The organism is Geodermatophilus sp. SMS 5-13, from assembly GCF_059428245.1.
Genome location: NZ_CP165729.1, coordinates 5,130,253 through 5,152,473, shown reverse-complemented (window position 1 = coordinate 5,152,473; position 22,221 = coordinate 5,130,253). Strand labels below are relative to the sequence as shown.

The 22,221-nt window shown below is 73.3% G+C and carries 15 protein-coding genes; 3 read left to right on the top strand and 12 right to left on the bottom strand.

Annotated features, from left to right (window positions below):
- Positions 1-4: 4 nt before the first annotated feature.
- From AB3388_RS24970 to AB3388_RS24955, 4 genes are all read right to left on the bottom strand, one after another.
- On the bottom strand, positions 5-1,861 hold the full coding sequence (locus AB3388_RS24970) for a PHA/PHB synthase family protein (protein WP_495408016.1): 1,857 nt from the start codon (positions 1,859-1,861) through the stop codon (positions 5-7).
- A gap of 112 nt (positions 1,862-1,973) precedes the next feature.
- Positions 1,974-3,071: a lysylphosphatidylglycerol synthase domain-containing protein gene (locus tag AB3388_RS24965; protein ID WP_495408015.1), complete on the bottom strand. Its 1,098-nt coding sequence runs from the start codon at positions 3,069-3,071 to the stop codon at positions 1,974-1,976.
- Entirely contained in the window at positions 3,068-3,625 is a 558-nt protein-coding gene (locus AB3388_RS24960; RefSeq protein WP_495408014.1) for a hypothetical protein, read from the bottom strand. Before AB3388_RS24960 ends, AB3388_RS24965 begins: the two co-directional genes overlap by 4 nt.
- A gap of 38 nt (positions 3,626-3,663) precedes the next feature.
- On the bottom strand, positions 3,664-5,358 hold the full coding sequence (locus AB3388_RS24955) for a phosphatase PAP2 family protein (protein ID WP_495408013.1): 1,695 nt from the start codon (positions 5,356-5,358) through the stop codon (positions 3,664-3,666).
- 97 nt (positions 5,359-5,455) lie between these two features.
- Here AB3388_RS24955 and AB3388_RS24950 point away from each other — a divergent pair, with 97 nt between their 5' ends.
- The gene (locus AB3388_RS24950; protein ID WP_495408012.1) at positions 5,456-6,367 is read left to right on the top strand and encodes an ABC transporter substrate-binding protein; all 912 of its coding nucleotides are present in this window, start codon (positions 5,456-5,458) and stop codon (positions 6,365-6,367) included.
- Between the two features lie 12 nt (positions 6,368-6,379).
- On the opposite strand, the gene AB3388_RS24945 is transcribed toward AB3388_RS24950, so the two are convergent.
- From AB3388_RS24945 to AB3388_RS24935, 3 genes are all read right to left on the bottom strand, one after another.
- Positions 6,380-7,555, bottom strand: coding sequence for an acyl-CoA dehydrogenase family protein (locus AB3388_RS24945; protein WP_495408011.1), 1,176 nt, complete (start codon positions 7,553-7,555; stop codon positions 6,380-6,382).
- 109 nt (positions 7,556-7,664) lie between these two features.
- The gene (locus AB3388_RS24940) at positions 7,665-8,696 is read right to left on the bottom strand and encodes a YihY/virulence factor BrkB family protein (RefSeq protein ID WP_495408010.1); all 1,032 of its coding nucleotides are present in this window, start codon (positions 8,694-8,696) and stop codon (positions 7,665-7,667) included.
- A 95-nt stretch (positions 8,697-8,791) separates the two neighbouring features.
- Positions 8,792-10,234, bottom strand: coding sequence for an MFS transporter (locus AB3388_RS24935; protein ID WP_495408009.1), 1,443 nt, complete (start codon positions 10,232-10,234; stop codon positions 8,792-8,794).
- Between the two features lie 268 nt (positions 10,235-10,502).
- Here AB3388_RS24935 and AB3388_RS24930 point away from each other — a divergent pair, with 268 nt between their 5' ends.
- Entirely contained in the window at positions 10,503-10,664 is a 162-nt protein-coding gene (locus AB3388_RS24930; protein WP_495408008.1) for a hypothetical protein, read from the top strand.
- Positions 10,665-10,668: 4 nt separating this feature from the next.
- Here the strand turns inward: AB3388_RS24930 and AB3388_RS24925 are convergent, their stop codons facing one another.
- The 4 genes from AB3388_RS24925 to AB3388_RS24910 all read right to left on the bottom strand — a co-directional run bounded on the left by AB3388_RS24925 (position 10,669) and on the right by AB3388_RS24910 (position 15,795).
- Positions 10,669-12,462 (bottom strand): acyl-CoA dehydrogenase, encoded by a 1,794-nt coding sequence (locus AB3388_RS24925; RefSeq protein ID WP_495408007.1) that lies wholly within the window; start codon positions 12,460-12,462, stop codon positions 10,669-10,671.
- A gap of 20 nt (positions 12,463-12,482) precedes the next feature.
- A complete protein-coding gene (locus AB3388_RS24920) occupies positions 12,483-13,376 on the bottom strand; it encodes an alpha/beta fold hydrolase (protein ID WP_495408006.1) in 894 nt (297 codons plus the stop codon).
- A 101-nt stretch (positions 13,377-13,477) separates the two neighbouring features.
- Entirely contained in the window at positions 13,478-15,256 is a 1,779-nt protein-coding gene (locus tag AB3388_RS24915; protein WP_495408005.1) for an MDR family MFS transporter, read from the bottom strand.
- Positions 15,253-15,795, bottom strand: a complete 543-nt coding sequence (locus tag AB3388_RS24910; RefSeq protein ID WP_495408004.1) for a MarR family winged helix-turn-helix transcriptional regulator — start codon at positions 15,793-15,795, stop codon at positions 15,253-15,255. The genes AB3388_RS24915 and AB3388_RS24910 overlap by 4 nt, the downstream gene beginning before the upstream one ends.
- Positions 15,796-16,000: 205 nt before the next feature.
- Between AB3388_RS24910 and hrpA the strand changes: the two genes are divergently transcribed.
- Complete coding sequence (gene hrpA / locus AB3388_RS24905; protein ID WP_495408003.1) at positions 16,001-19,978, top strand: ATP-dependent RNA helicase HrpA; 3,978 nt, start codon at positions 16,001-16,003, stop codon at positions 19,976-19,978.
- Positions 19,979-20,076: 98 nt separating this feature from the next.
- Here the strand turns inward: hrpA and AB3388_RS24900 are convergent, their stop codons facing one another.
- Positions 20,077-22,071: a fibronectin type III domain-containing protein gene (locus AB3388_RS24900; RefSeq protein ID WP_495408002.1), complete on the bottom strand. Its 1,995-nt coding sequence runs from the start codon at positions 22,069-22,071 to the stop codon at positions 20,077-20,079.
- Positions 22,072-22,221 lie beyond the last annotated feature (150 nt).

The following is a 22,221-nucleotide window of genomic DNA, read 5'->3' as shown; positions in this document are numbered from 1 at the left end:
GGGCCTACTTGTCGAAGACATACGTGCCCGGTGCGTCGCCGAGCACCTCGAGGTCACCCCCGAGGGACTGCGGTGCCGGGATCTCCTCCCCGGAGCGCTCGCCGAGCCAGGACATGAAGTCCGGCCACCACGAGCCCTTGACCGTCTCCGCCTGCGCCAGCCAGTCCTGCGGATCGGGCGGCGTGGATTCCGCGACCTGGAACGTCGACTTCGGGTTGTTCGGCGGGTTGACCAGCGAGGCGATGTGCCCGTTGGTGGACAGGATGAACCGGCTCTCGCCGCCCAGCAGCTGGGTGGTCCGGTAGCAGGCCTGCCAGGGGCAGATGTGGTCGGCGACGCCGGCGGTCACGTAGGCGTCGACGTCGATGGTCGCCAGGTCCACGGGGGTGCCCAGCATCGTCGCCGTCCCCGGGGTGTTGAGCGCGTTCTGCAGGGCGACCTCGATGAAGTCGCGGTGCAGCCCGGCGCTCATCCGGGTCGTGTCGGCGTTCCAGTACAGGATGTCGAAGGCCGCGGGCGGCTTGCCCTGCAGGTAGTTGTTGACCCAGTAGTTCCACACCAGGTCGTTGGGCCGCAGCCACGCGAAGACCTCGGCCAGCGAGGCGCCGTCGAGGTAGCCCTTCTTCCGCGACTTCTCCGTGGCGTCCTTGACCGCCTCGGGGTCCATCAGCGCACCGACGGTGCCGGCCTTCGTCCAGTCGAGCACGGTCACGGCGAAGCTGGCCGCGGCCACCCGGTCCAGGCGGTCCGTCGCGGCCAGGTGGGCGAGCAGCATCGCGGTGATGATGCCGCCGGAGCAGAACGCCTGCAGGGCCACCTGCCGGCTGCCGGTCACCTGCTCGACGGCGTCCATCGCGTCGAGGATCGTCTGCCCGTAGGTGTCCAGACCCCAGTCGGCGTGCCGCTCGTCGGGGTTGCGCCACGAGATCATGAAGACCTGCTGGCCGCTGCTCACGTAGTGCTCGGCGATGCTGCGACCGGGGGCGAGGTCGGCGATGTAGTACTTGTTGATCGTCGGCGGCACCATGAGCAGCGGGACGGCGCGGACCTTCGGCGTCGTCGGCTTGTACTGGATCAGCTCGAACACGTCGGTCCGGAAGACGACGGCGCCCGGCGTGACGGCGAGGTCCTCGCCGACGGTGAACGCGTCCGGCTCCACCATCGCCGGGACCCGCGGTGGGCTGGTCAGGTCGCGGACCATCCGGCGGGCCCCGCGAACGGCGTTCCTGCCGCCGGTGTCGATGACCGCCTTCCACAGCAGCGGGTTGAGCGGGCTGTTGCTGGGGGCCAGCGCGTCCACGACGTTGGTCAGCGTGAACCGGATCCGCTCCTCGTCGCGCCAGTCGAGGTCGGCGTCGTCGACGAGCTTGGCGGCGGTCTGGGCCGTGGCGATGTGCGCCTGCATGACCCGCTTGAGCAGCGGGTTCCCGCTCCACGCGGGATCGGCGAAGCGCCGGTCCTTCTTGTGCGGCGCGACCTCCGAGCGCCCGACACCGATCCGGCCCAGCTCGCGGGCGAGGTAGCGAGCCCGCTTGCCGACGACGTCCGGCCTGCGGCCCAGCGCCTTGGCGAAGTTCAGGGTGGTGCGGGCCGGCGGGACGAAGCGGCGCAGCGGGCCCCGGGCGCCGTCGACCAGCACCATGTCCAGCCCGGTGACGGACTCGGCGGCCTCCGGCTCGACCTCGGGCGACCCGGCGGGAGCCGGCTGCGCCTTCGGCGCCTCGCGGCCCTCGGTGGTGGTGGCGTCGGTGGTGCCCGGCGTGGACTCGGCGGCCTGCTTCGCCGTGGCCTGGGCGCCGCTGCGGCCGCCGCGGCTGCTCGTGCTCCGGCCGCCGCGCTTCCTCGGCGCGACCTGCGTCATCGCGGGCCTCCTCCTGGGCTGGGGCGAGGGGACGCGCGGGGCGCCGTCCCCCCGGACGCCGGTACTTCAGCCACTCAACCACACCGACGGCGGCCCGGCATGGCAGCGCAGGTCAGACGGTCTCGGGCACCAGGTCGGTCCGCGGGGCGCTGTTCGGGGCCCGCCGCCACGACTTGTTGCGCTGCCAGAACAGGTAGGTCAGCACGCCGATGGGGATCGGCAGCACGTAGGTGAGCAAACGGTAGACGAGCACGCCGGCCGTGACGGCGGACCGCACGCCGCCGGCCGCGGACAGCCCGGTGATCAGCGCGAGCTCGATGACGCCCAGCCCGCCCGGGGTGAACGGGATCGCGGTGAGCAGCCGGGCGAAGGCGAAGACGGCGAGGATCTCCGGCCACGGCACCTGCTCGGCGGTCACCCCGCAGAACCGCAGCGCCAGGAGCAGGACGAGGAACAGCGACAGGTGGCTGACCACCGTGGCCAGCGTCAGCCAGTGCCACCGGGCCCGCAGCAGGAGCACGGTGCGGTCGCGGAACTTGCTCATGGCCCGGTCCCAGCCGGTCACCGGCCCGCGGTGCAGGGGACGCAGCAGCGCCGAGACGAAGCGGGCCAGCCCGTTCCCGACCCGGATGGCGCTCTCCCGGCTGCGCAGCGCGAGCCAGAGCAGGACGACGGCCGCGACGAGGCCGGCGAGGCCCAGCGCACCGGCCAGCAGCCGGCCCGGCGTCGGCGGCCCCGTGAACGCGAGCAGCACGAGGGCGAGCACCGGCAGGCCCAGCTTGGCGAAGTTGTTCCACAGGCCGGACAGCAGCAGCGACACCGACGTCCGCGAGCGGGAGAAGCCCCAGGAGGAGTTCATCGTGTAGGTCAGGCCCACGGCGATCGCCGCCCCGCCGATGAGCAGGTTGGACACCGCCGTCGTCGTCTCGGTGGAGACCGTCGCCTGCCGCACCGTCATGCCCGGCATGGTCGTGACCATGACGAACTGGTAGGTCAACAGGTTCCAGATCGCCGCGACCACCAGCACGGTCACCTGCCACCAGGTCATCGCCTGCACGGCGGCCCAGACGTCGGAGAGGCTGGTGAACTGCGGGAGGAACCAGACGTAGACCGCGCCGACGAGCACCAGCGAGAAGATCGGGCCGATCAACCGCCGCCACAGCGGCTTGCGGCGCGGCTGCGCGGGGGTCTCGGACTCGAGAGTGGTCACGGCGCCTCCCCTCCGGGGGGATCGAGGTCGAGCCGGCCGCCGCTCTCCTCGTGCACCTGCTCCTGCAGGTCGGCGCGAGAGACCACGCCGACGACCTGGGAGGCAAGGGCCAGCGCCTCCCCGGGGCTGCTGCCGAGCAGCCGGAAGGAGACGGTGAGGCAGCCGCCCTCGAACAGGTAGAGGCGGTCACCGACGTAGGTCGGGCTCATCCGGGTGATCCGCTCCAGGCGGACCATGCCCTCCCGCTCGCTGGGGGTCTGGGTCGTCCCCGAGGTGTCGCACGAGGCCGTGAGGCGGACCTCGACCGCCTTGTCCCCGTCGCGGTTCGAGTCGAGCCAGAACGTGGCCTCGCCGTTCTCGGCCTCCAGGTGGTGGAACTTCCAGCCCAGAGGGATGGCGGTGCGGATGCAGGGCACCCAGGTCGCCGACGGCACGGACTGCGCCATGAGCAGGACGGCGTTGCCCGCGCCGTGCTCCCCGGTCGAGCACAGCGGCGTCCGGGTGATCGCGCTGTTGGGATCCGGGCTGGCGCAGCCGGTCAGCGCGGTCGCCACCAGTGCGCCGCCCGCGAGGAGGCTCGCCGGCCCCCGCCTCATAGCGGGGTCTCGACGATCATCTGGACGGCGATGTAGGTCCCGAGCACCAGGGCGAACAGCGTGGCCACGGTCAGGACCACCCGCCGCCAGCTCCACCGCTGGATCCGCACCGGCGGCAGCCGGTAGGGCAGCAGCCCGAGGAACTCGGCGTGCAGGTCGCGCCCCTGCTGGCGCAGCATCCGGCGCAGCTGGGTGGGCATGGTGAGCCCGCGGGTGGCGGCGAACGCCTCGGCGATCTCCTCGTCGGTGAACTGCCGGACCGCGCGGCGGTAGACCCGTTCGGCGTCGGTGCGCAGCCCGAGGACCAGCATCATGTTCGCCAGGTCGACCGCCTGCCGCCACGGGCTGGGCCGGACCTCGGCGAACGCGGTGTCGATCACCACCAGGTTCCCGTCGCGGACCAGCAGGTTCGCCGGCTTGATGTCCCGGTGGGCGAGCCCGACCTCCCACATCCGGCGGACGATGCCGAGCCCCTGGTCGATGACCGCGTCGTCCACCTCGGCCTCGCCGATCTCCGAGCCGCGCACGAACTCGGTGACCAGCAGGTACTCCCGCTCGGGGGTCATCTCGGCGATGCCGAGCGGGCGCGGGACGGGCAGTCCGGCGTCGTCCAGCAGGCGCAGGACGTAGTCCTCGTACTGCACCAGCCGGCGGACGCTGTGGTAAGGCTGCTCGTCCTCCAGCCGGCCGTAGAGCAGCGTGCGGCCGAGCTTGTACCAGCGGTCGGAGCGCACGTGCGTGGCCGCGTAGAGCTTGCCGAACACCTCGCTCTCACCCTCGTCGGACTTGACGGCGATCTTCAGCGGGGTGGAGCCACCCGAGCCGGACAGCCCGAAGGGCTTCACCGCGGTGGCCAGCAGGCCCAGCTGGTCCTGCAGCGCGCGGACGATCGCCTCCCCCCGCAGGCCCGTGACGTCGAGGTGCGCCGCCCGTCCGCGGCTGAAGCGGACCGGGAAGACGTCGTTCGGGGTCAGCAGCCGGAAGGCCGCGAGCGACAGCGCCACACCGAGGATGACCGCCGCCGCGACGTCGGTGGGGTGGTCCTGGGCGAGGTAGAGCCGGGACAGCGCGGTGAGGAGCAGCAGGCCGCACGCGACCCACTTGCCGATCGTCCGCTTCCGGCCGGCCGGCAGCTGGCAGTACAGGATGCTCACCAGGACGCCGGAGGCGAGGGCCATCGGCAGGGACGGCATGGAGAAGCCGGCCCACCTGCCGAGGATCTCCACCTCGTAGGGGCGGGGGCGCTGGAGGGCGCCGGCCATGCCGGCGACCACCGCGGTGACCACGAGGCCGACGCCCAGCGCCACGAACAGGTGCCGCCACCGCCGGAACACCGCCAGCGCCGCCAGGTTGGTCACCCACAGCACCTGGAGTGCCACCGCGGTCGCGAGCACGCCCGCGACCCTGGCCACCGGGGTGAGCGCCGGGGAGCGGATCGCCTCGAAGGCCTGGAGCACCCGCGTGTCGAGGACGTCGAAGTGCGACACGCTGTCGGTCAGCCACACCACGATCCAGGCGACCACCACGGCGCCGGAGGCCGCGAGCCACCACTTGCCGGACTTGGCCAGGTGCCGCGGGAGCGGGGGCGGTTCACCGGAGGGGCGACGACGGCGGCGGACACGGCGCAGGGCCGGTGGGTCGGGGCGGTCGACCGTCCCCGTCGCGGTCACCGCCGGGGGCAGTGTCGCCATGCCGAGGGATCGTCCTCCCCGGAGCGGGACGCGAACACCCCCTTTCGTCGTGACCGTCCGGGCTACCCTGGCCGCCTCCCCACCGGAGGGAGGCGCCGTGCGTGCTCGCCGGGCCGCCCGAGCCGTGCTCGTGCTCGCCCTCAGCGCGCTCACCGCCTGCTCGACCGTCGCCGCGCTGCCGCCGGCGCCGACGCTGCTCGAGGGGACGATCCGGTTCGCCGCCTACGACTTCTCCGAGAACCAGATCCTGGTCGAGGTCTACGCCGAGGCCGCGCGGCGGGCCGGGCTGCCCGTCGTCGTCCAGCCCGGGGGCGCCACCCGCGAGGTCCTGGAGCCGGCGCTGGAGCAGGGCAAGGTCGACGTCGTCATCGACTACCTGGGGACGGTGGAGGGGTTCGTCCGCCGCGGCCGGCCCGCCTCCGACCGGACGCCGGAGGAGCTGCACGCCGCCCTGACCCAGGAGCTGGGCCCGCGCGGCATCGGCGTCCTGACCGCCGCCGAGGCCGAGGACCAGAACGGCTTCGCCGTCACCGCCGCCTTCGCGGCCGAGCACGGGGTGCGCCGGCTCTCGGAGCTGGCCCCGCTGGCCGGGGACCTGGTCTTCGGGGGGCCGCCGGAGTGCCCCGACCGGCCGCTGTGCCTGCCCGGCCTGCGGGAGGTCTACGGCCTGGAGTTCGGCCAGGTGCTGGCGATGTCCTCGCGCGAGGCCACGGTGGAGAACCTGGTGGCCGGCGGGATCGACGTGGGGCTGCTGGAGACCACCGACGCCCGGCTGACCGGCGCCTCGGTGCTGCTGCTCGCCGACGACCGGTCGCTGCAGCCGCACGAGAACGTCGTCCCGCTGGTGCGCTCCGCCGTCCTGGACCGGTGGGGCGACCGGCTCCAGCGCGCGCTGGACGAGGCCAGCGCGAAGCTGACCACCCTGGACCTGATGGCGCTCAACCGGGCGGTCGAGGTCCGGGGGCTGACGCCGCAGCAGGCCGCCGCCGAGTGGCTCGACCGCCGCTGAGGGATCCGGTCCTCAGACGATGGCGCCGCGGCCGGTGATGGCGCGGCCGACGATCAGGCTGTTGACCTCGCGGGTGCCCTCGTAGGAGTAGATCGCCTCGGCGTCGGCGACGTAGCGGCCCACGTGGTTCTCCAGCAGGATCCCGTTGCCGCCCATGAGCTCGCGCGCCCACCCGACCGTCTCGCGCATCCGCATCGTGCTGAACGCCTTGGCCAGCGAGGCGTGCTCGTCGACGAGGCGGCCCTCGTCCTGCAGCTGCGAGACGCGGGTGCACATCGTCGCCGACGCGGTGATGTTGCCGAGCATCCGCACCAGCAGGTCCTGGACCAGCTGGAACTCGGCGATCGGCTTGCCGAACTGGGTGCGCTCGGTGGCGTAGGCCAGGGCGTGCTCGTAGGCGCCGCGGGCGCAGCCGACCGCCGACCAGGCGACGCTGGCGCGGGTCATCCGCAGCACGTTGGCGGTGTCGCGGAAGCTGTTGGCCTCCTGCAGCCGGTTCTCCTCCGGCACGCGGACGCCGTCCAGGGTGATCAGCGCGTTCTGCACGGCCCGCAGCGCGATCTTGTCCTCGAGGTCGACGGTGCTGAAGCCGGGGGTGTCCTTCTCCACCACGAAGCCGAGAACCCGGTCGGTCTCCACGTCGCGGGCCCAGATGACGATCAGGTCGGCGAAGCTGGCGTTGCCGATCCACTTCTTCTGCCCGTCGAGCACCCAGCCGTCGCCGTCGCGGCGGCAGGTGGTCTTCAGGCCCCGGGCGACGTCGGAGCCGGACTGCGGCTCGGTGAGCCCGAACGCGCCGATCAGCTCCATGCGCGCCATCGGCGGCAGCCAGCGCTGCTTCTGCTCCTCCGAGCCGCAGAGGTAGACGGTGCCCATCGCCAGGCCGCCGTGGACGCCGAAGAAGGTGGCGGTCGACGGGTCGCCGCGGGAGAGCTCCATCGCCACCATGCCGTCGACCAGGAACGACCGGCCGGGGCAGCCGTAGCCGTGGTAGGGGTTGCCCGCGATGCCCAGCTCGGCCATCTCGGGGATGAGGTGGCGCGGGAACTTGCCGCGCGTCCACCACTCGTTGATGCACGGCTCGACCCGCTCGTTCATGAACGTCCGCACCCGCTGCAGCAGCGCGCGGCCGTCGTCGTCGAGCAGTCCGGCGAGGTCGTAGAAGTCCGACGTGCTGATCAGGTCCACGGGGCGTCTCCTCTGGCGCACTGAAGATCAGCTCGGGTCAGGCGGTGCCTCGCCGTCCGGGAGGCACCGCTCGACCCGGGCTGATCATGGTCCCGCCGGGCGCGGACCGCTACGTCGTCTGCTGGTCCTTCGGGTTGGCGCGCGCGTCGAGCTGGATCTCCTTGTCCGCCCGCGGGACGCCCTCCTTGAGCTCCTTGGAGCGCTCGATCTCGGAGTCGAGCTCGATGCCGAACAGCAGGGCCACGTTGGTCAGCCAGAACCAGACCAGGAAGATGATCATCCCGGCCAGGGCGCCGTAGGTCTTGTTGTAGCTGCCGAAGTTGGCGACGTAGAACGCGAACGCGGCCGAGGCGACCGCCCAGATCAGGAGCGCCGCGGCGGCGCCGGGGCTGACCCACTTGAAGCCGCGCAGCCGGACGTTCGGCGTCGCGTAGTAGAGAACCGCGATCATCAGCGCGACGAGGACGACGATCACCGGCCACTTGACCACGTTCCAGACGGTCACCGCGGTGTCGCTCACGCCGATCGCCTCGCCGATCGCCCTCACCACCGGGCCGCTGAGCACGACCATGGCGAGGATCACGGCCGCGAAGAGCACGCCGATCAGCGTCACCAGCAGCTGGAGCGGCTTGAGCTTCCAGACCTTGCGACCCTCGGGCGTCTCGTAGACGACGTTGGCCGCGCGGGTGAAGGCGCCCACGTAGCCGGACGCGGACCAGATGGCGCCGATCAGACCGAAGACCAGGCCGAAGCCGGCGGCGGTGTTGCCGGCGATCTGGTTGACCACCGGCTCGATCGTGCGCGCGGCGCCGCCCGGGATCACGGCGGTGATCGCGTCGCTGATCGTCCGCGGATCGGCCACCAGTCCGATGATCGACAGCAGCGCCAGCAGCGCGGGGAACAGGGCCAGGACGCCGTAGTAGGTGAGCGATGCGGCCCAGTCGGTGAGGTTGTCCTCGCTGAACTCCTTGGCGGTGCGCTTCAGCGTGGCGAGGAAGGAGGGGCGGGCGTCAGCGCCGGTGGGTGCGTAATCAGCGCGGGTGCCGCTGATCGTGTCGTCGTCGGGTGCCGGGTCGCCGGCACGGTTGTCGGCGAAGCGGGTCTCCGACTTGGTGCGGCTCGAGCCGGTTGTTCGGGCCATGGTGGTCCTCCGGTCACTGGATCGTGTGCCACCCTGTCGTGCCCCGGTCGATCCGGTTCCATTCCCACCCGCGCCGTCCCGGGCGCGTCACAGCCTCAGCGCAGCCCGGACACCGGCGACCACTCGCCGGCTCGGGCGGTCGCCTCCTCGAGGTCGGCCCGCTCGTCCGGACGACGCCCCGCCCCAGACCGCAGCCCGATCAGGCTGACCGCCGCCACCGCCGCGGCGCTGCCCAGCCCGACCAGCCCGATGTGCGCGTACGCCGACTCCCGCGGCAGGCCGGTCGCCGGGTCCAGCCCCGCCGCGAGGAGGGCGACCGCCACGGTGCTGCCCAGCGCCTGGCCGCTGGCGCGGAAGATCGAGTTGACCGCGTTGGCCACGCCGGTCTCGTCGCGCCGGACCGCCTGCACCACCAGCGTGGGCAGCCCGGCGTAGGCGACCGTGACGAACAGCTGGGTGAGCAGGCCGGCGGCGACCCACAGCCAGGGCGTGGAGGGGAGCAGCGCCAGGACCGCGAAGCCGGCGATCCCGCAGCCGGCGCCGATCAGGAGCGTGGCCAGCGCGCCGATCCGGTTCACCACGCGCCCGGCCAGCGGCGCGACCACGATGCCGGCCACGCCGCCGGGCAGCAGGTAGACGACCGCGGCCTCCAGCACGCCGGCGCCGAATCCGTACCCGGCCACCTCGGGCGGGGTCTGCACGTACTGCAGCACCGCGAGGAACGAGGTGAAGATGGCGACGCCGGTGAGCAGTCCGGCGACGTTGGGCAGCACCATGCGCCGGTCGGTCAGCAGCGCCGGGCGCACCAGCGGCGCGGTCAGCCGGCGCTGCAGCAGCACCCACCCGGTCAGGACGACGACGGCGCCGGCCAGGCAGCCGAGCACGGCGGGGGAGGCCCAGCCCCAGTCATCGGCCTGCGAGAGCGGCAGCAGGAACAGCACCAGGCCGGCGCCCAGGAGCACGGCGCCCCACCAGTCGACCCGCCCGGAGGCCGTCGGCGGGCGGGCCGGCAGCACCCGGACGGCGAGCACCAGCGCCAGCACCGTGACGGCGAGGCCGAGCCAGAAGGAGCGGTGGTAGTCGCCGTCGTCCCCGGTCAGCAGGCCGGTGGCCACCAGCCCGACGACCCCTCCGACCGCCAGCGTGCTGCTGGCCACCGACATCGCGACGCTGAGCCGCTCCCGCGGCAGCTCCCGTCGCAGCACGCTCATCGACAGCGGGAACAGCCCGTACGAGGCGCCCTGCAGCACCCGCGCGACGATCAGCAGCGGCAGCGTGGCGGTGAGCGCGGCCAGCAGGGTGCCCAGCGCGACGGTGGTCAGGATGCCGAGGATCACCGGCCGCTCGCCGCGGGTGTCGCCGAGCCGCCCGAGGACCGGGGTGAGGACGGCGGCGGCGAGCAGGTTCGCGGTCAGCACCCAGCCGGCCGCGGCGGTCGAGACGTCCAGCTCGGCGGCGATGGTGGGCAGCACCGGGACGACGAGGCTCTGCAGCATCGACAGCGTGGTGACGCCCACGGAGAGCGCCAGGACGAGCACGGCGGGCTTCGGCGCGCGTGACCCCTGCGACGTGCCGGTACCGGAAGCTTTCCCGGCGCCCGGCGACACATCAGGATCAGACCACGCACCCTGATGGTCCGCGCCGTGGCGGCGGGCGTGCGGTGCATGACGATCGTCACACCCGGTCGGGGGATTCCGGCCACCGACGATTGGAACGACGTCGGCCCGGGGAAGAAGCTCAGCACGTGACCGTGCTGTCCGGGCCCCGAGCCCAGGCGGCGACGACCGCTGACATGGGGGAGAACTGATGGTGCTGTGGCCGGCCGTGAGCCTGATCGGGTTCCTCGTGCTGACCGCCCTGGTGATCGCGATGGGCACCCGCTCCACCGCTCGCTACGAGCGCGAGCAGCGGGGCGCCGTCTTCGCCGAGAACACCGCCACCGAGCCGGTCGGGGTGACCGCCGCGTAGTCGTTCAGAAGCAGCGCTCGTCGGCGTCGAGGACGGTGCGGTCGAGCGACTCCAGCAGGTCCAGCTGCACGTGGACCTTGGGCAGCTCCCAGCGGTGGAAGTACCGTGCCGCGACCCGCTTGCCCTCGTGGAACGCGCTGTCCGCGGACCCCGTGGCCAGCGCCTGCTCCAGCCACAGCCACGCGACGACGATGTGCCCGGCCGCCTCGAGGTAGGCGCTGGCGTTGGCCAGCGTGAGCTCGGCGTCCCCGGTGCCCCACAGCGTCGCCGTCACCGAGCCCAGCCGGGCCACCGCCGCGTCGAGGTCGGCCGCGAAGCCTGACCAGTCCGTCCCCGCCGCCCGCGCCGTCGTCGCGCCGATCGTCTCGCCCAGCAGCCGGAGCCCCGCGCCGCCCTGCGCCACCACCTTGCGGCCGAGCAGGTCGAGCGCCTGGATGCCGTTGGTGCCCTCGTGGATCGGGTTGAGCCGGTTGTCCCGGTAGAACTGCTCGACCGGGTAGTCGCGGGTGTAGCCGTAGCCGCCGTGCACCTGGATGGCCAGGTCGTCGGCGACCGGCCCCCACTGCGACGGCCACGCCTTCGCGATCGGCGTCAGCGTCTCCAGCAGCAGGTGCGCCCGCGCGCGGTCGGCCTCGCTCTCGGCCGTCTGCTCCTCGTCGACCAGCCGCGCGCAGTACAGCCCGAGGGCCAGGCCGCCCTCGGCGTAGGACTTCGCGGCCAGCAGCATCCGGCGGACGTCGGGGTGCTCGACGATCCGCACCGGCGGCGAGGCGGGGTCCTTGGCCGCCGCCGGCCGGCCCTGGGTGCGGGTCCGCGCGTACTCCAGGGCGTGCAGGTAGCCGGTGTAGCCGAGCACGGTCGCGCCCATGCCGACGCCGATCCGCGCCTCGTTCATCATGTGGAACATGTAGGTCAGGCCGCGGTGCCGCTCGCCCACGAGGTAGCCCACGGCGCCGGCCCGCCCGCCCGGCGTGTGCACGCCCTCGCCGAAGTTGAGCAGCGTGTTCGTCGTCCCCCGGTAGCCCATCTTGTGGTTCAGCCCGGCGAGGACGACATCGTTGCGCTCGCCCAGCGAGCCGTCCTCGTTCACCAGGAACTTCGGCACGATGAACAGCGAGATGCCCTTCACCCCGGGCGGCCCGCCGGGGATCTTGGCCAGGACCAGGTGGACGATGTTCTCGGTCAGCTCGTGGTCGCCGCCGGAGATCCACATCTTGTTGCCGGTCAGCCGGTAGGTGCCGTCGTCCTGGGGCTCGGCCCGCGTGGTGATGTCGGCCAACGACGAGCCGGCCTGGGGCTCGGAGAGCGCCATCGTCCCGAACCAGCGGCCCTCGACCTCGGGCCGCACGTAGGTGGCGATCTGCTCCGGGGAGCCGTGCGCGATGAGCAGCCGCGCGTTGGCCATCGTGAGGAACGGGTAGGCCGAGGTGCCGACGTTGGCCGCCTTGAACCAGGCGAAGACCGCCTGCCCCACGGTGTGCGGCAGCTGCAGGCCGCCGTACTGCTCGTCGAACTCGCTCGACATCAGGCCGGCCTCGGCGAACACCCGCAGCGCCTGCGCCACCTCGGGGATCATCTCCACCCTGCCGTCGACGAACCGCGGCTCGTTCTCGTCGGCGGTGCGGTTGTGCGGCGCGAAGTGCTCGGTGGCGATCTGCTCGGCCAGCTCGAGGACGGCGTCGAAGGTCTCCCGCGAGTGCTCGGCGTAGCGCGGCCGCTTGGTGAGGGACTCCACGTCGAGCCACTCGTGCAGGAGGAACTCGAGGTCGCGGCGGGACAGGATCAACGACGAGCGCACCCCCTCACGGTATGCCCCGGTCAGGCGAGGAACGGCTCCAGGAGGGCGAGCGTCTCGGCCGGTCGCTCCTCCACGAGGAAGTGCCCGGCGTCCACCGGGCCGCCCCGGACGTCGGTGGCCCGCTCGCCCCAGACCATCAGCGGGTCGTCCGGACCGGTGCCGACGACGCTGCGGGATCCCCACACGACCAGCAGTGGCACCGACACCTGCCGGCCGGCCGCGGCGTCCGCCGCGTCGAGGTCGAGGTCGACGGTCGCGCCCGCCCGGTAGTCCTCGAGCATGGCGTGGCGGGCCGCCGGGTCGGCGTAGCTGCGCTCGTACTCGGCGAGGGCGGCGGGGGCGAACGCGTCCAGGTCGCTGCCCCAGCCGCCGAGCAGGCTGTGCAGGTAGCCGAGGGGGTCGCCGGCGATCAGCCGCTCCGGGACCGGCTCGGGCTGGATGTAGAGGAACCAGTGGTAGTAGGCCGTGGCCAGCCGCCGGTCCACGTGCCCGTAGACGTGCGCGGTCGGGAGGATGTCCAGCACCGCGGCGCGGGTCACCGCCTCGGGTTCGTCGAGGGCCAGCCGGTGCGTCACGCGGGCGCCGCGGTCGTGCCCGACGACGGCGTAGCGCTCGTGGCCGAGCGAGCGCATGAGCGCCGCCTGGTCGGCGGCCATGGCCCGGAACGAGTAGCCGGCGTGGTCCGGGCCGGCGTCCGGGCGGCCGGAGTCGCCGTAGCCGCGCAGGTCGGCGGCGACGACGGTGTGCCGCTGCGCCAGCCCCGGCGCCACCTCGTGCCACATGGTCGAGGTCTCCGGATACCCGTGCAGCAGGAGCACCGGCGGGCCGGACCCGCCGGTCACCGCGTGCACCCGGCAGCCGCCGCCGTGCGGGGACGACACCTCGACGTCGACGGTCTCGAACCCCTCGAACACGCAGGTCACCGTGTCAGCTCCGGCCCGCGACGGCTACTCCCGGACGCGACGAGGGCCCCCCACCGCCGGTGCGGTGAGGGGCCCTCGTGGGAGCGGAGCGGCTACTCCCTGGGCTTGCCGGCGGGCGGCGGCGTCGACGTCGGCGCGGCGGCGCCGGCGGCGTTGAGGGTCTTCTCCTCCGGCGTCCGCTCGACGGCCGGCGGGACGGCGTCCGGCTCGGCGGCCTCACCGGCAGCGGCCGCCTGCTGGGCCTGGATGCCCGACTGGTTGCGCAGCGGCACCTGCGGCAGGAACAGCAGCACGAAGAAGCCGATCGCCACGACGAGCGCGGCCACCAGGAACACCAGGTCGAGGGTGTTGGAGAACCCGACGCGGAACGGCGCGACGAGTGCCGGGAACGCGTTGATGCCGGTCGTGTCGGCGAGCACGCTGTCCGCTCCCGCCTGCTGCAGCGCCGCCGCCTGCTGCGCCGCCTCGCCGCCCGACGCGGCTGCCTGGCGGATCTGGTCGCCGATCTCGGTGGGGAGCCGGGAGAACATGATCGAGAGGAAGGCCGCCGTCCCGATCGTGCCGCCCATCTGGCGGAAGAAGGTGACCGACGAGGTCGCCACGCCGATCTCGCGCGGCGAGACGGCGTTCTGCACCGCCAGGATGATCGGCTGCATGTTGAAGCCCAGGCCGAGGCCCAGCAGCAGCATGAACGGCACCAGCGTCCAGACCGAGGTGTCGGCCTCGACGACGAACGACAGCGACGCCAGGGCGACGACCATGAACACGACGCCGACCAGCGGGAAGATCTTGTACTTGCCGGTCCGGGCGATGATCTGACCGGCGGACATGGCCCCGGTCATGATGCCGAGCACCAGGGGGAGCATCTGCAGCCCGGCGACGGTCGGGCTCGAGCCGTGCACGACCTGCAGGTACTGCGGCAGGAGCAGGATGCCGCCGAACATGCCGGCGCCGAGCACCACGCTGCTGATGCTGCTCACCGAGAACGTCCGGTTGGCGAACATCCGCAGCGGGAGGATCGCGTCGTCCTTGTACGCCCGCTCGGCCAGGACGAACATCAGCAGGCCGAGGGCGCCGACGGCGTAGCAGAGGACGGCGCGGCCCGAGCTCCAGCCCCAGGTGCGGCCCTGCTCGGCCACGATCAGCAGCGGGACCAGCGCGATGACCAGCCCGAGCGCGCCGGGCCAGTCGATCCGGTGGTCGCGGCGGGTGTGCGGCAGGTGCAGCACGCGCATGACGACGGCGAAGGCGGCGACGCCCAGCGGCACGTTGATCCAGAAGATCCAGCGCCAACCCTCGAGGCCGAGGATGGAGGACTGGCCGGCCAGGAAGCCGCCGATGACCGGGCCGAGCACGCTGGACGTGCCCCACACCGCCATGAAGTAGCCCTGGTACTTCGAGCGCTCCCTGGGCGGGACGATGTCGGCGATGATCGCCAGGGCCAGCGACATCAGGCCACCGGCGCCGATGCCCTGCAGCGCCCGGAAGGCCGCCAGCTCGTACATCGACGTCGCGATGCCGCAGAGCGCCGAGCCGACGACGAAGACGGCGATGGCGAACAGGTAGAAGCCCCGCCGACCGTAGATGTCGGAGAGCTTGCCGTAGAGGGGGGTGGCGATGGTCGAGGTGATCAGGAACGCCGTCGTCGCCCAGGCCTGCAGGTCGTAGCCCCGCAGGTCGTCGGCGATCGTGCGGATCGCGGTCGACACGACGGTCTGGTCGAGCGCGGCGAGGAACATGCCGAGCATCAGGCCGGACAGGATCGTGAGGATCTGCCGGTGGGTGAAGACGCCGCTGGCGTCCGGTGCCGCGGCCGCCGCGCGGGCGCCCCTGCGGTCGGCCGCGCTGCTGCGGGTGGAGGTCTGGCTCATCGCTTCTCTCTCGGGGCGGGAACGTCGTTGGTGGCGGAGGGGGCGTCGCTGCCCGGGCCGCAGGGATAGCCGGGGAGCCCGGCGGTGAGGTCGTCGAGCAGGCGGGTGAACAGGGTCGTGAGCGTGGCCAGCTCGTCCTCGCTCCACCCGGCGGTGACCCGCTCGAGGTGGGCCTCCCGCTCGCGGCGCAGCTGCTCGAGCTGCGCGCGCCCGGCGTCGGTGACGACCAGCCGGCTGGCCCGCCCGTCGGTCTCGTCGGCGACGCGGGTCACGAGCCCGCGCTCCACCAGGGAGGTCACGTGGCGGCTGACGGTGGAGGGGTCGGCGTGCACGAGCTCGGCCAGCGCTCCCTGGCGCAGGGACCCGAGGCGCACCAGCGGGAAGAGCAGGACCAGTGCGGCGCGGTCACGGCCCTCGGCGGCCTGCTGCGCCTTGAGCGCATGCACGAGCCGCCCGAAGCGGGGCAGCTGCTCGGAGAGCGCCCGCAGGTGGTCGAGCCGCTGGGCGGCGTCGACCGGCGGAACGGACGAGGTGGTCAACCGGAACTCCAGACAGGGGAGCTGAGGAACATGTGCACGCTACAACCTGTTGCTCCGTACACGCAATCAGTTGCGTCGTGCAAGGAGATGTGACCTGGCCGACGGCGGCGCGGGCCGTGGCGGTGGGATCCTCGGATCGGGGTACCCCACGTCGCGCGCCGGTATCCGCAGGTCCGCCGACCCCCAGGACGAAGGAGGCTGCGCCGTGAGCGCCCCCGACGACGCCCCCGCGCGCAGCGGCTCCGGCCCCGACGAGCTCCGGGCCCGGCTCGCCGGTCTGACGATCGAGGACGAGCACCGGCTGCGCCGCCGGCTGGACGGGCTGCGCCGGACCCGCGACGCGGAGGCCCGGGCGCGCCAGCGTGAGCGGATCGTCGCGGATGTGGCCGCCGCCGAGGCGCGGATCGCCCGCCGGCGGGCCGCCGTCCCCGCGCTGAGCTACCCCGACGAGCTGCCGGTGAGCGCCCGCCGCGACGACATCGCCGCGGCGCTCCGGGACAACCAGGTGGTCGTCGTCGCCGGGGAGACCGGCTCGGGCAAGACGACGCAGTTACCGAAGATCGCCCTCGAGCTGGGCCGCGGCGTGCGCGGGCGGATCGGGCACACCCAGCCGCGCCGGATCGCCGCGCGCAGCGTCGCCGAGCGGATCGCCGAGGAGCTGGACAGCCCGCTGGGCGAGGCCGTGGGCTTCAAGATGCGCTTCACCGACCACGTCAGCGACACGACGGTGGTCAAGCTGATGACCGACGGCGTCCTGCTGGCCGAGATCGTCCGCGACCGGCTGCTGCGCCAGTACGACACGATCATCCTCGACGAGGCGCACGAGCGGAGCCTCAACATCGACTTCCTGCTGGGCTACCTCGCCCAGCTGCTGCCGCGGCGGCCGGACCTGAAGCTGGTCATCACCTCGGCGACCATCGACGTCGAGCGCGTGGCCAAGCACTTCGGTGACGCGCCGATCGTCGAGGTCAGCGGCCGCACCTACCCGGTCGAGGTGCGCTACCGGCCGGTCGTCGACCCCGACGACGCCGACGCCGACCCGGACCGTGACCAGGTCAGCGCGATCCTCGACGCCGTCGACGAGCTGGTCGCCGAGGGGCCGGGCGACATCCTGGTCTTCCTGGCCGGCGAGCGGGAGATCCGCGACACCCAGGACGCGCTCGAGGAACGGAACCTGCCGAACACCGAGATCACCCCGCTGTACTCGCGGCTGTCGGCCGCCGACCAGCACAAGGTCTTCGCGCCGCACACCGGCCGGCGGATCGTGCTGGCCACCAACGTCGCCGAGACCTCGCTGACCGTGCCGGGCATCCGCTACGTGATCGACCCGGGCACCGCCCGCATCTCGCGGTACAGCCATCGCACCAAGGTGCAGCGGCTGCCGATCGAGCCGGTCAGCCAGGCCTCGGCGCGCCAGCGGGCCGGCCGCTGCGGGCGCACGTCCGACGGCGTCGCGATCCGGCTCTACACCGAGGAGGGCTTCCTCGCCCGGCCCGAGTACACCGACCCGGAGATCCTGCGCACCAACCTGGCGTCGGTGCTGCTGCAGATGGCCGCGCTGGACCTGGGCGACGTCCTCGAGTTCCCGTTCGTCGACCCGCCGGACCGCCGCGCGGTCGCCGACGGCCTGGCCCTGCTGGAGGAGCTCGGCGCGCTGGAGGACGGCCGCCTCACCGATGTCGGGCGCTCGCTGGCCGCGCTGCCGCTGGACCCGCGGCTGGCCCGCATGGTGGTCGAGGCCGACCGGCGCGGCGTGCTGGAGGAGGTCCTGGTCATCGCGGCCGGGCTGACCATCCAGGATCCGCGCGAGCGGCCGGCCGAGCACCAGCAGGCCGCCGACGAGGCGCACGCCCGGTTCGCCGACGAGCACTCCGACTTCCTCGCGCTGCTCAACCTGTGGCGCTACCTGGCCGAGCAGCAGGAGGCGCTGTCCGGCAACCAGTTCCGCCGCACGGTCAAGCGGGAGTTCCTGCACTACCTGCGCATCCGCGAGTGGCAGGACCTCCACGGCCAGCTGCGCGGCACCGCCCGCCGGCTCGGGATGACCGTCGGCGACCCGGCGGCCGAACCCGACGAGCGGGGCATCACCGCGGCGCTGCTCGCCGGTCTGCTCTCGCACGTCGGACTGCAGATGGAGAGCCCCTCGAAGGGCCAAAATGGCCATTTTGGCCCCTCCGGACGCCGGCCGAGCCGGGAGTACCTGGGGGCCCGGGGCACGCGATTCGTGATCGCGCCGGGCACCCCGCTGGCCAAGAAGCCGCCGCGCTGGGTGGTCGCCGCGGAGATCGTGGAGACCAGCCGGCTGTTCGCCCGCACCGTGGCCCGCGTGGACCCCGACGTGGTGGAGCGGGTGGCCGCGCACCTGGTCGAGCGGCAGTACGCCGAGCCGCGCTGGGACGCCAAGCGCGGCTCCGTCGTCGCGAGCGAGCGCGTGACCCTCTACGGCATCCCGCTCGTCGTCGGGCGCCGGGTGCAGTACGGCTCGATCGACCCGGTCGTGTCCCGCGAGCTGTTCATCCGGCACGCGCTCGTGCAGGGCGAGTGGACGACGCACCACCGGTTCTGGGCCGAGAACCAGCGGGCGATCGAGCAGGTGGCCGCCCTCGAGGAGCGGGCGCGCCGGCGCGACATCCGCGTGGACGAGGAGACGCTGTTCGAGCTCTACGACGCCCGCGTCCCCGCCGACGTCGTCTCCACCCGGCACTTCGACCGCTGGTGGAAGACCGCCCGCCGCCAGACCCCCGACCTGCTCACCTTCACCCCGGAGATGCTCACCAACGCCGCGGCCGCCGGGCAGGTGCGCGTCGAGGACTTCCCCGACCGGGTCGCACTCACGCAGGGCCTGACCCTGCCGCTGTCGTACGCGTTCGCCCCGGGATCTCCCCAGGACGGCGTCACCGTCGACGTCCCGCTCGGCGTGCTGGACACCGTGGCCGCGCGGACCTCGGGGGAGTCCCTGGCGTTCACCGTCCCCGGCATGCGGGAGGAGCTGGTCACCGCGCTGCTGCGCACGCTGCCCAAGCAGACGCGCCGGGCCCTGGTGCCCATCCCGGACCGCGTGCGCGAGGTGCTGCCGCACATCGATCCGGGCGAGCCGCTGCTGCCGGCGCTGGAGCGGGAGCTCCAGCGGGCCGTCGGCGTCCCCATCCCGCCGGACGCCTGGCAGCCGGCGCAGGTGCCCGACCACCTGCGGGCCACCTTCCGGGTGCTGGACGACGCCCAGCGCCCCCTGGCCACGGGCAAGGACCTCGCCGCGCTCCAGGCGCAGGTCGCCCCCCAGGCCCGCGCCGGCCTGGCCCGGGCGGCCTCGGACCTCGAGCGCACCGGCCTGACCACGTGGGAGCTCGGCACGCTGCCGCGCACGGTCGAGGTGCGCCGCGGCGCCCACGTGGTGACGGCGTACCCCGCGCTCGTCGACGAGGGGACGACGGTCGGCGTCCGCGTGGTCGCCACCGAGGCGGAGGCGACCCGGCTGACCTGGGCCGGGGCGCGCCGGCTGCTCGTGCTGGCCGCCGGATCCCCCGCCCGCCAGGTGGTCAAGGGCCTCTCGCCGCGCACCCGGCTGGCCCTGCAGTTCAACCCCGACGGCGAGATCCCGGCCCTGGTGGACGACGTCGTCGACGCGGCCGCCGGCGAGCTGATCGCCGCCGCCGGCGGGCCGCCGCGGGACGAGGCCGCGTTCGCCGCGCTGGTCGAGCGGGCGCGGGCCGAGCTGTCGCCGCTGACCACCGAGGGCATCCGCCGCGTGGAGGCCGTCCTGACCCAGGCCCGGGAGGTCGCGGTCGCGATCGGCGCGGCGCCGGGCCGGCGGGTTCCCGAGGCGGCGATCGCGGATCTGCGCCGGCAGATGGGCGGGCTGCTGCACCAGCGGTTCACGGAGACGGGGCTGCGCCGGCTGCCCGACGTCGTCCGCTATCTGCGGGCGATGGCCCACCGGCTGGAGAAGCTGCCCGCCAACGCCGCCCGCGACGCGGTCTGGATGGAGCAGGTCGCGGCCGTGACCGCGGAGTACGAGCAGCTGCGCGCGCGGGTGCCGGCGACGGGCGCGCCGGACGACCCGGTGACCCGGATCCGCTGGATGGTCGAGGAGCTGCGCGTCGGGCTGTTCGCCCAGGGGATCGGCACGCCGCGGCCGATCTCCGAGCAGCGCGTGTACAAGGCGATCGACGCGCTCCACCCGTGAGCGCAGACCGAGGGCCCGCCACCCACCGGTGACGGGCCCTCGGTCTGTTCAGTTGTGGTGCTGCGCCGGATCAGCCGGCGTTCCGGTCGGTCCCGCGGTCAGCTGAACGTGACGGGAACGGTGACGCCGGTCGCGCCGGGCGAGCTGACCGACACGTTCGTCGGCTGGGTCGTCGCCAGGGCGCCGGCCCTCACCCGGAACCGGTACTCGTTCGCCCCGCCCGCGGCGGCCGGGGCCGTCACCTGCGTGGTGGTGGTCGCGACCACGCCGTTGACCGTGCCCCTCAGCGTGAGGACCGTGCCGACCGGCGCGCTCGTCGTGCCCTCGACGCGGACGTCGCCGGCCTTCCACTGCGCCCGGGCGACACTGATCGTGTCGACCACACCGGTCACCGTCCCGTCGACCTTGTTCGACTCGGTGCTGCCGGCCGAGTTGGTCGCCGTGACGCTGAAGGTGTACGTGCCCTTCGCCAGGTTGCTGACGACGAACGGCGACGTCTGGGCGCCGGTCGGCTGCGGGGTGATCTTGGTGACGCCGCCCTGCTGGTAGACGTTCACCTGGTAGGTCTCACCCGCGACCGGGACCCACGACACCGTGGCCGAGGTCTGGCCACCGGTGACCTTCGCGACCGGGGCCGTCGGCGCCACGGCCTGCCCCGGCTGGAAGGTGCCACTGGCGGTCTCGACCAGGTCCTGGTCGTTGAGCGCCGCGACGTGGACCGTCACCTTCTTGTCGATCGTGAGTCCGTCGGCCGGGAACGGCAGCGCGGCATCGGTGATCGAGCCACCCGCGTAGACCGGGTTCGGGGTGGCCGGGTCCGTCTCGAGCGTGTACCAGATCGTGGAACCGGCGCTGGTCGTCGCGGTCAGCTTGTTCGCCGTCACGGCGACCGTCGGGTCGGCGTCGGGCGCCGGGGTCAGCGTCAGCTGCGGCAGGACCCCCGGCGTCTGCGGCGCCGTCCCGGCGCTGGTACCGATCGTGAACGGCGTGCTCGACTTGCCGTCCGCGGTGATGGCGCGAACCTGGAAGTCGTACGTCGCCGCCGGGTCCAGCCCGTCCACGGTGCCCTGGCTCACGCCCTGCGGGTACTGCGCACCGACCAGCGCCTGCCGACCGGAGACAGCGGTCTTGTTGACCGCGATCACGCTGTAGCTCAGCACCGGGGAGGCGGTCGGCACGCTGTCGGCCGGCGTCCACTTCACGGTCGCCGACTTCTTGTCGTCGGCCAGGGTGACGAACGCCGATCCGGCGGCCGGGGTGGCGTCCGACGGGCCGAGCGGGCAGCCGCCCATGCCGGGACCGCCGGCCTCGCCGAACTCGGCGATGGTCAGACCCTGCCGGTTGGCGTCGGCGTCCTCGACCTGCCAGGACAGCACCCGCTCACCGAGCTCGGCGTCCGCGGCCTGCGCGGCCGCAGCCGCGTCGTCGAACACGTAGGTGGCGAGGTACGAGCCGGGCGAGCCCGCGACGGGCTCCAGGCTGGAGGTGTAGCCGCCCTTGGGCGCGGGGGTCGCCGGGCCGGGCAGCGCGCGGACGTCACGCTTGCCGACGAGGTCGACGAGGGCCGGCTCGACGATGCGCTGCTCGATCTGGGCCGGGTTGACGTCGGGGCCCAGCGTGACCGCGACCGTCACCGTCTTGCCGTCCGCGCCGAGGACGGCGTCAGCGGCGTGCCCGCTCGAGGTGGTGGTGGTCCCACCCGACCCGTCCGGGAACGTGACGGTCACCTTGTCCCCGGCCTTGATGTCCGGGGTGACGTTGAGGCCGGTGCCCGCGCCCCAGCAGAAGCCGCCGGGGTGGTTGATCTCGAACGCGACACCACCGCCGTCGACGAGGGCCTTGGCGGAGCCGATGACCTGCGAGCCACGGGTCACCTCGATCGTGGCGGTCTCGCCGGCGTGGTCGGCATAGCCCTCGACCGAGACGAAGTCGCGGTCGGGGAAGACGACGATGTTGTCGGGGAAGGTCGGCACGTCGGTCACGGCCGCTCCGGCCGTCTGGGCGACGAGGATGCCGCCGGTCGCCGAGGCGATGGCGAGCGAGCCGGCCACCAGCGCGCGGCCCGTCCGGCGGCTCAGGCGGGAGGATCGCATTCCTGCAGGCGGGGCCGGGAGCCGGCTGCGGTGGCGGCCACCGGGAGCCGTGCGTGAGGTTCTCGACATGCTGGTCTCCGCTGTGAGGGGGTCCTCCGCTCGGGCGAGCGGATCCATGCAGAGACGGTCGCCGGTGATCGTGACGAGGGT

What these genes read in the sequence shown, in the direction of transcription:
- AB3388_RS24970 (WP_495408016.1), bottom strand. Translation starts at nt 1,861, where the DNA reads ATGACGCAGGTCGCGCCGAGGAAGCGCGGCGGCCGGAGCACGAGCAGC.
- AB3388_RS24955 (WP_495408013.1), bottom strand. Translation starts at nt 5,358, where the DNA reads ATGGCGACACTGCCCCCGGCGGTGACCGCGACGGGGACGGTCGACCGC.
- AB3388_RS24940 (WP_495408010.1), bottom strand. Translation starts at nt 8,696, where the DNA reads ATGGCCCGAACAACCGGCTCGAGCCGCACCAAGTCGGAGACCCGCTTC.
- AB3388_RS24930 (WP_495408008.1), top strand. Translation starts at nt 10,503, where the DNA reads ATGGTGCTGTGGCCGGCCGTGAGCCTGATCGGGTTCCTCGTGCTGACC.
- AB3388_RS24915 (WP_495408005.1), bottom strand. Translation starts at nt 15,256, where the DNA reads ATGAGCCAGACCTCCACCCGCAGCAGCGCGGCCGACCGCAGGGGCGCC.
- AB3388_RS24900 (WP_495408002.1), bottom strand. Translation starts at nt 22,071, where the DNA reads ATGCGATCCTCCCGCCTGAGCCGCCGGACGGGCCGCGCGCTGGTGGCC.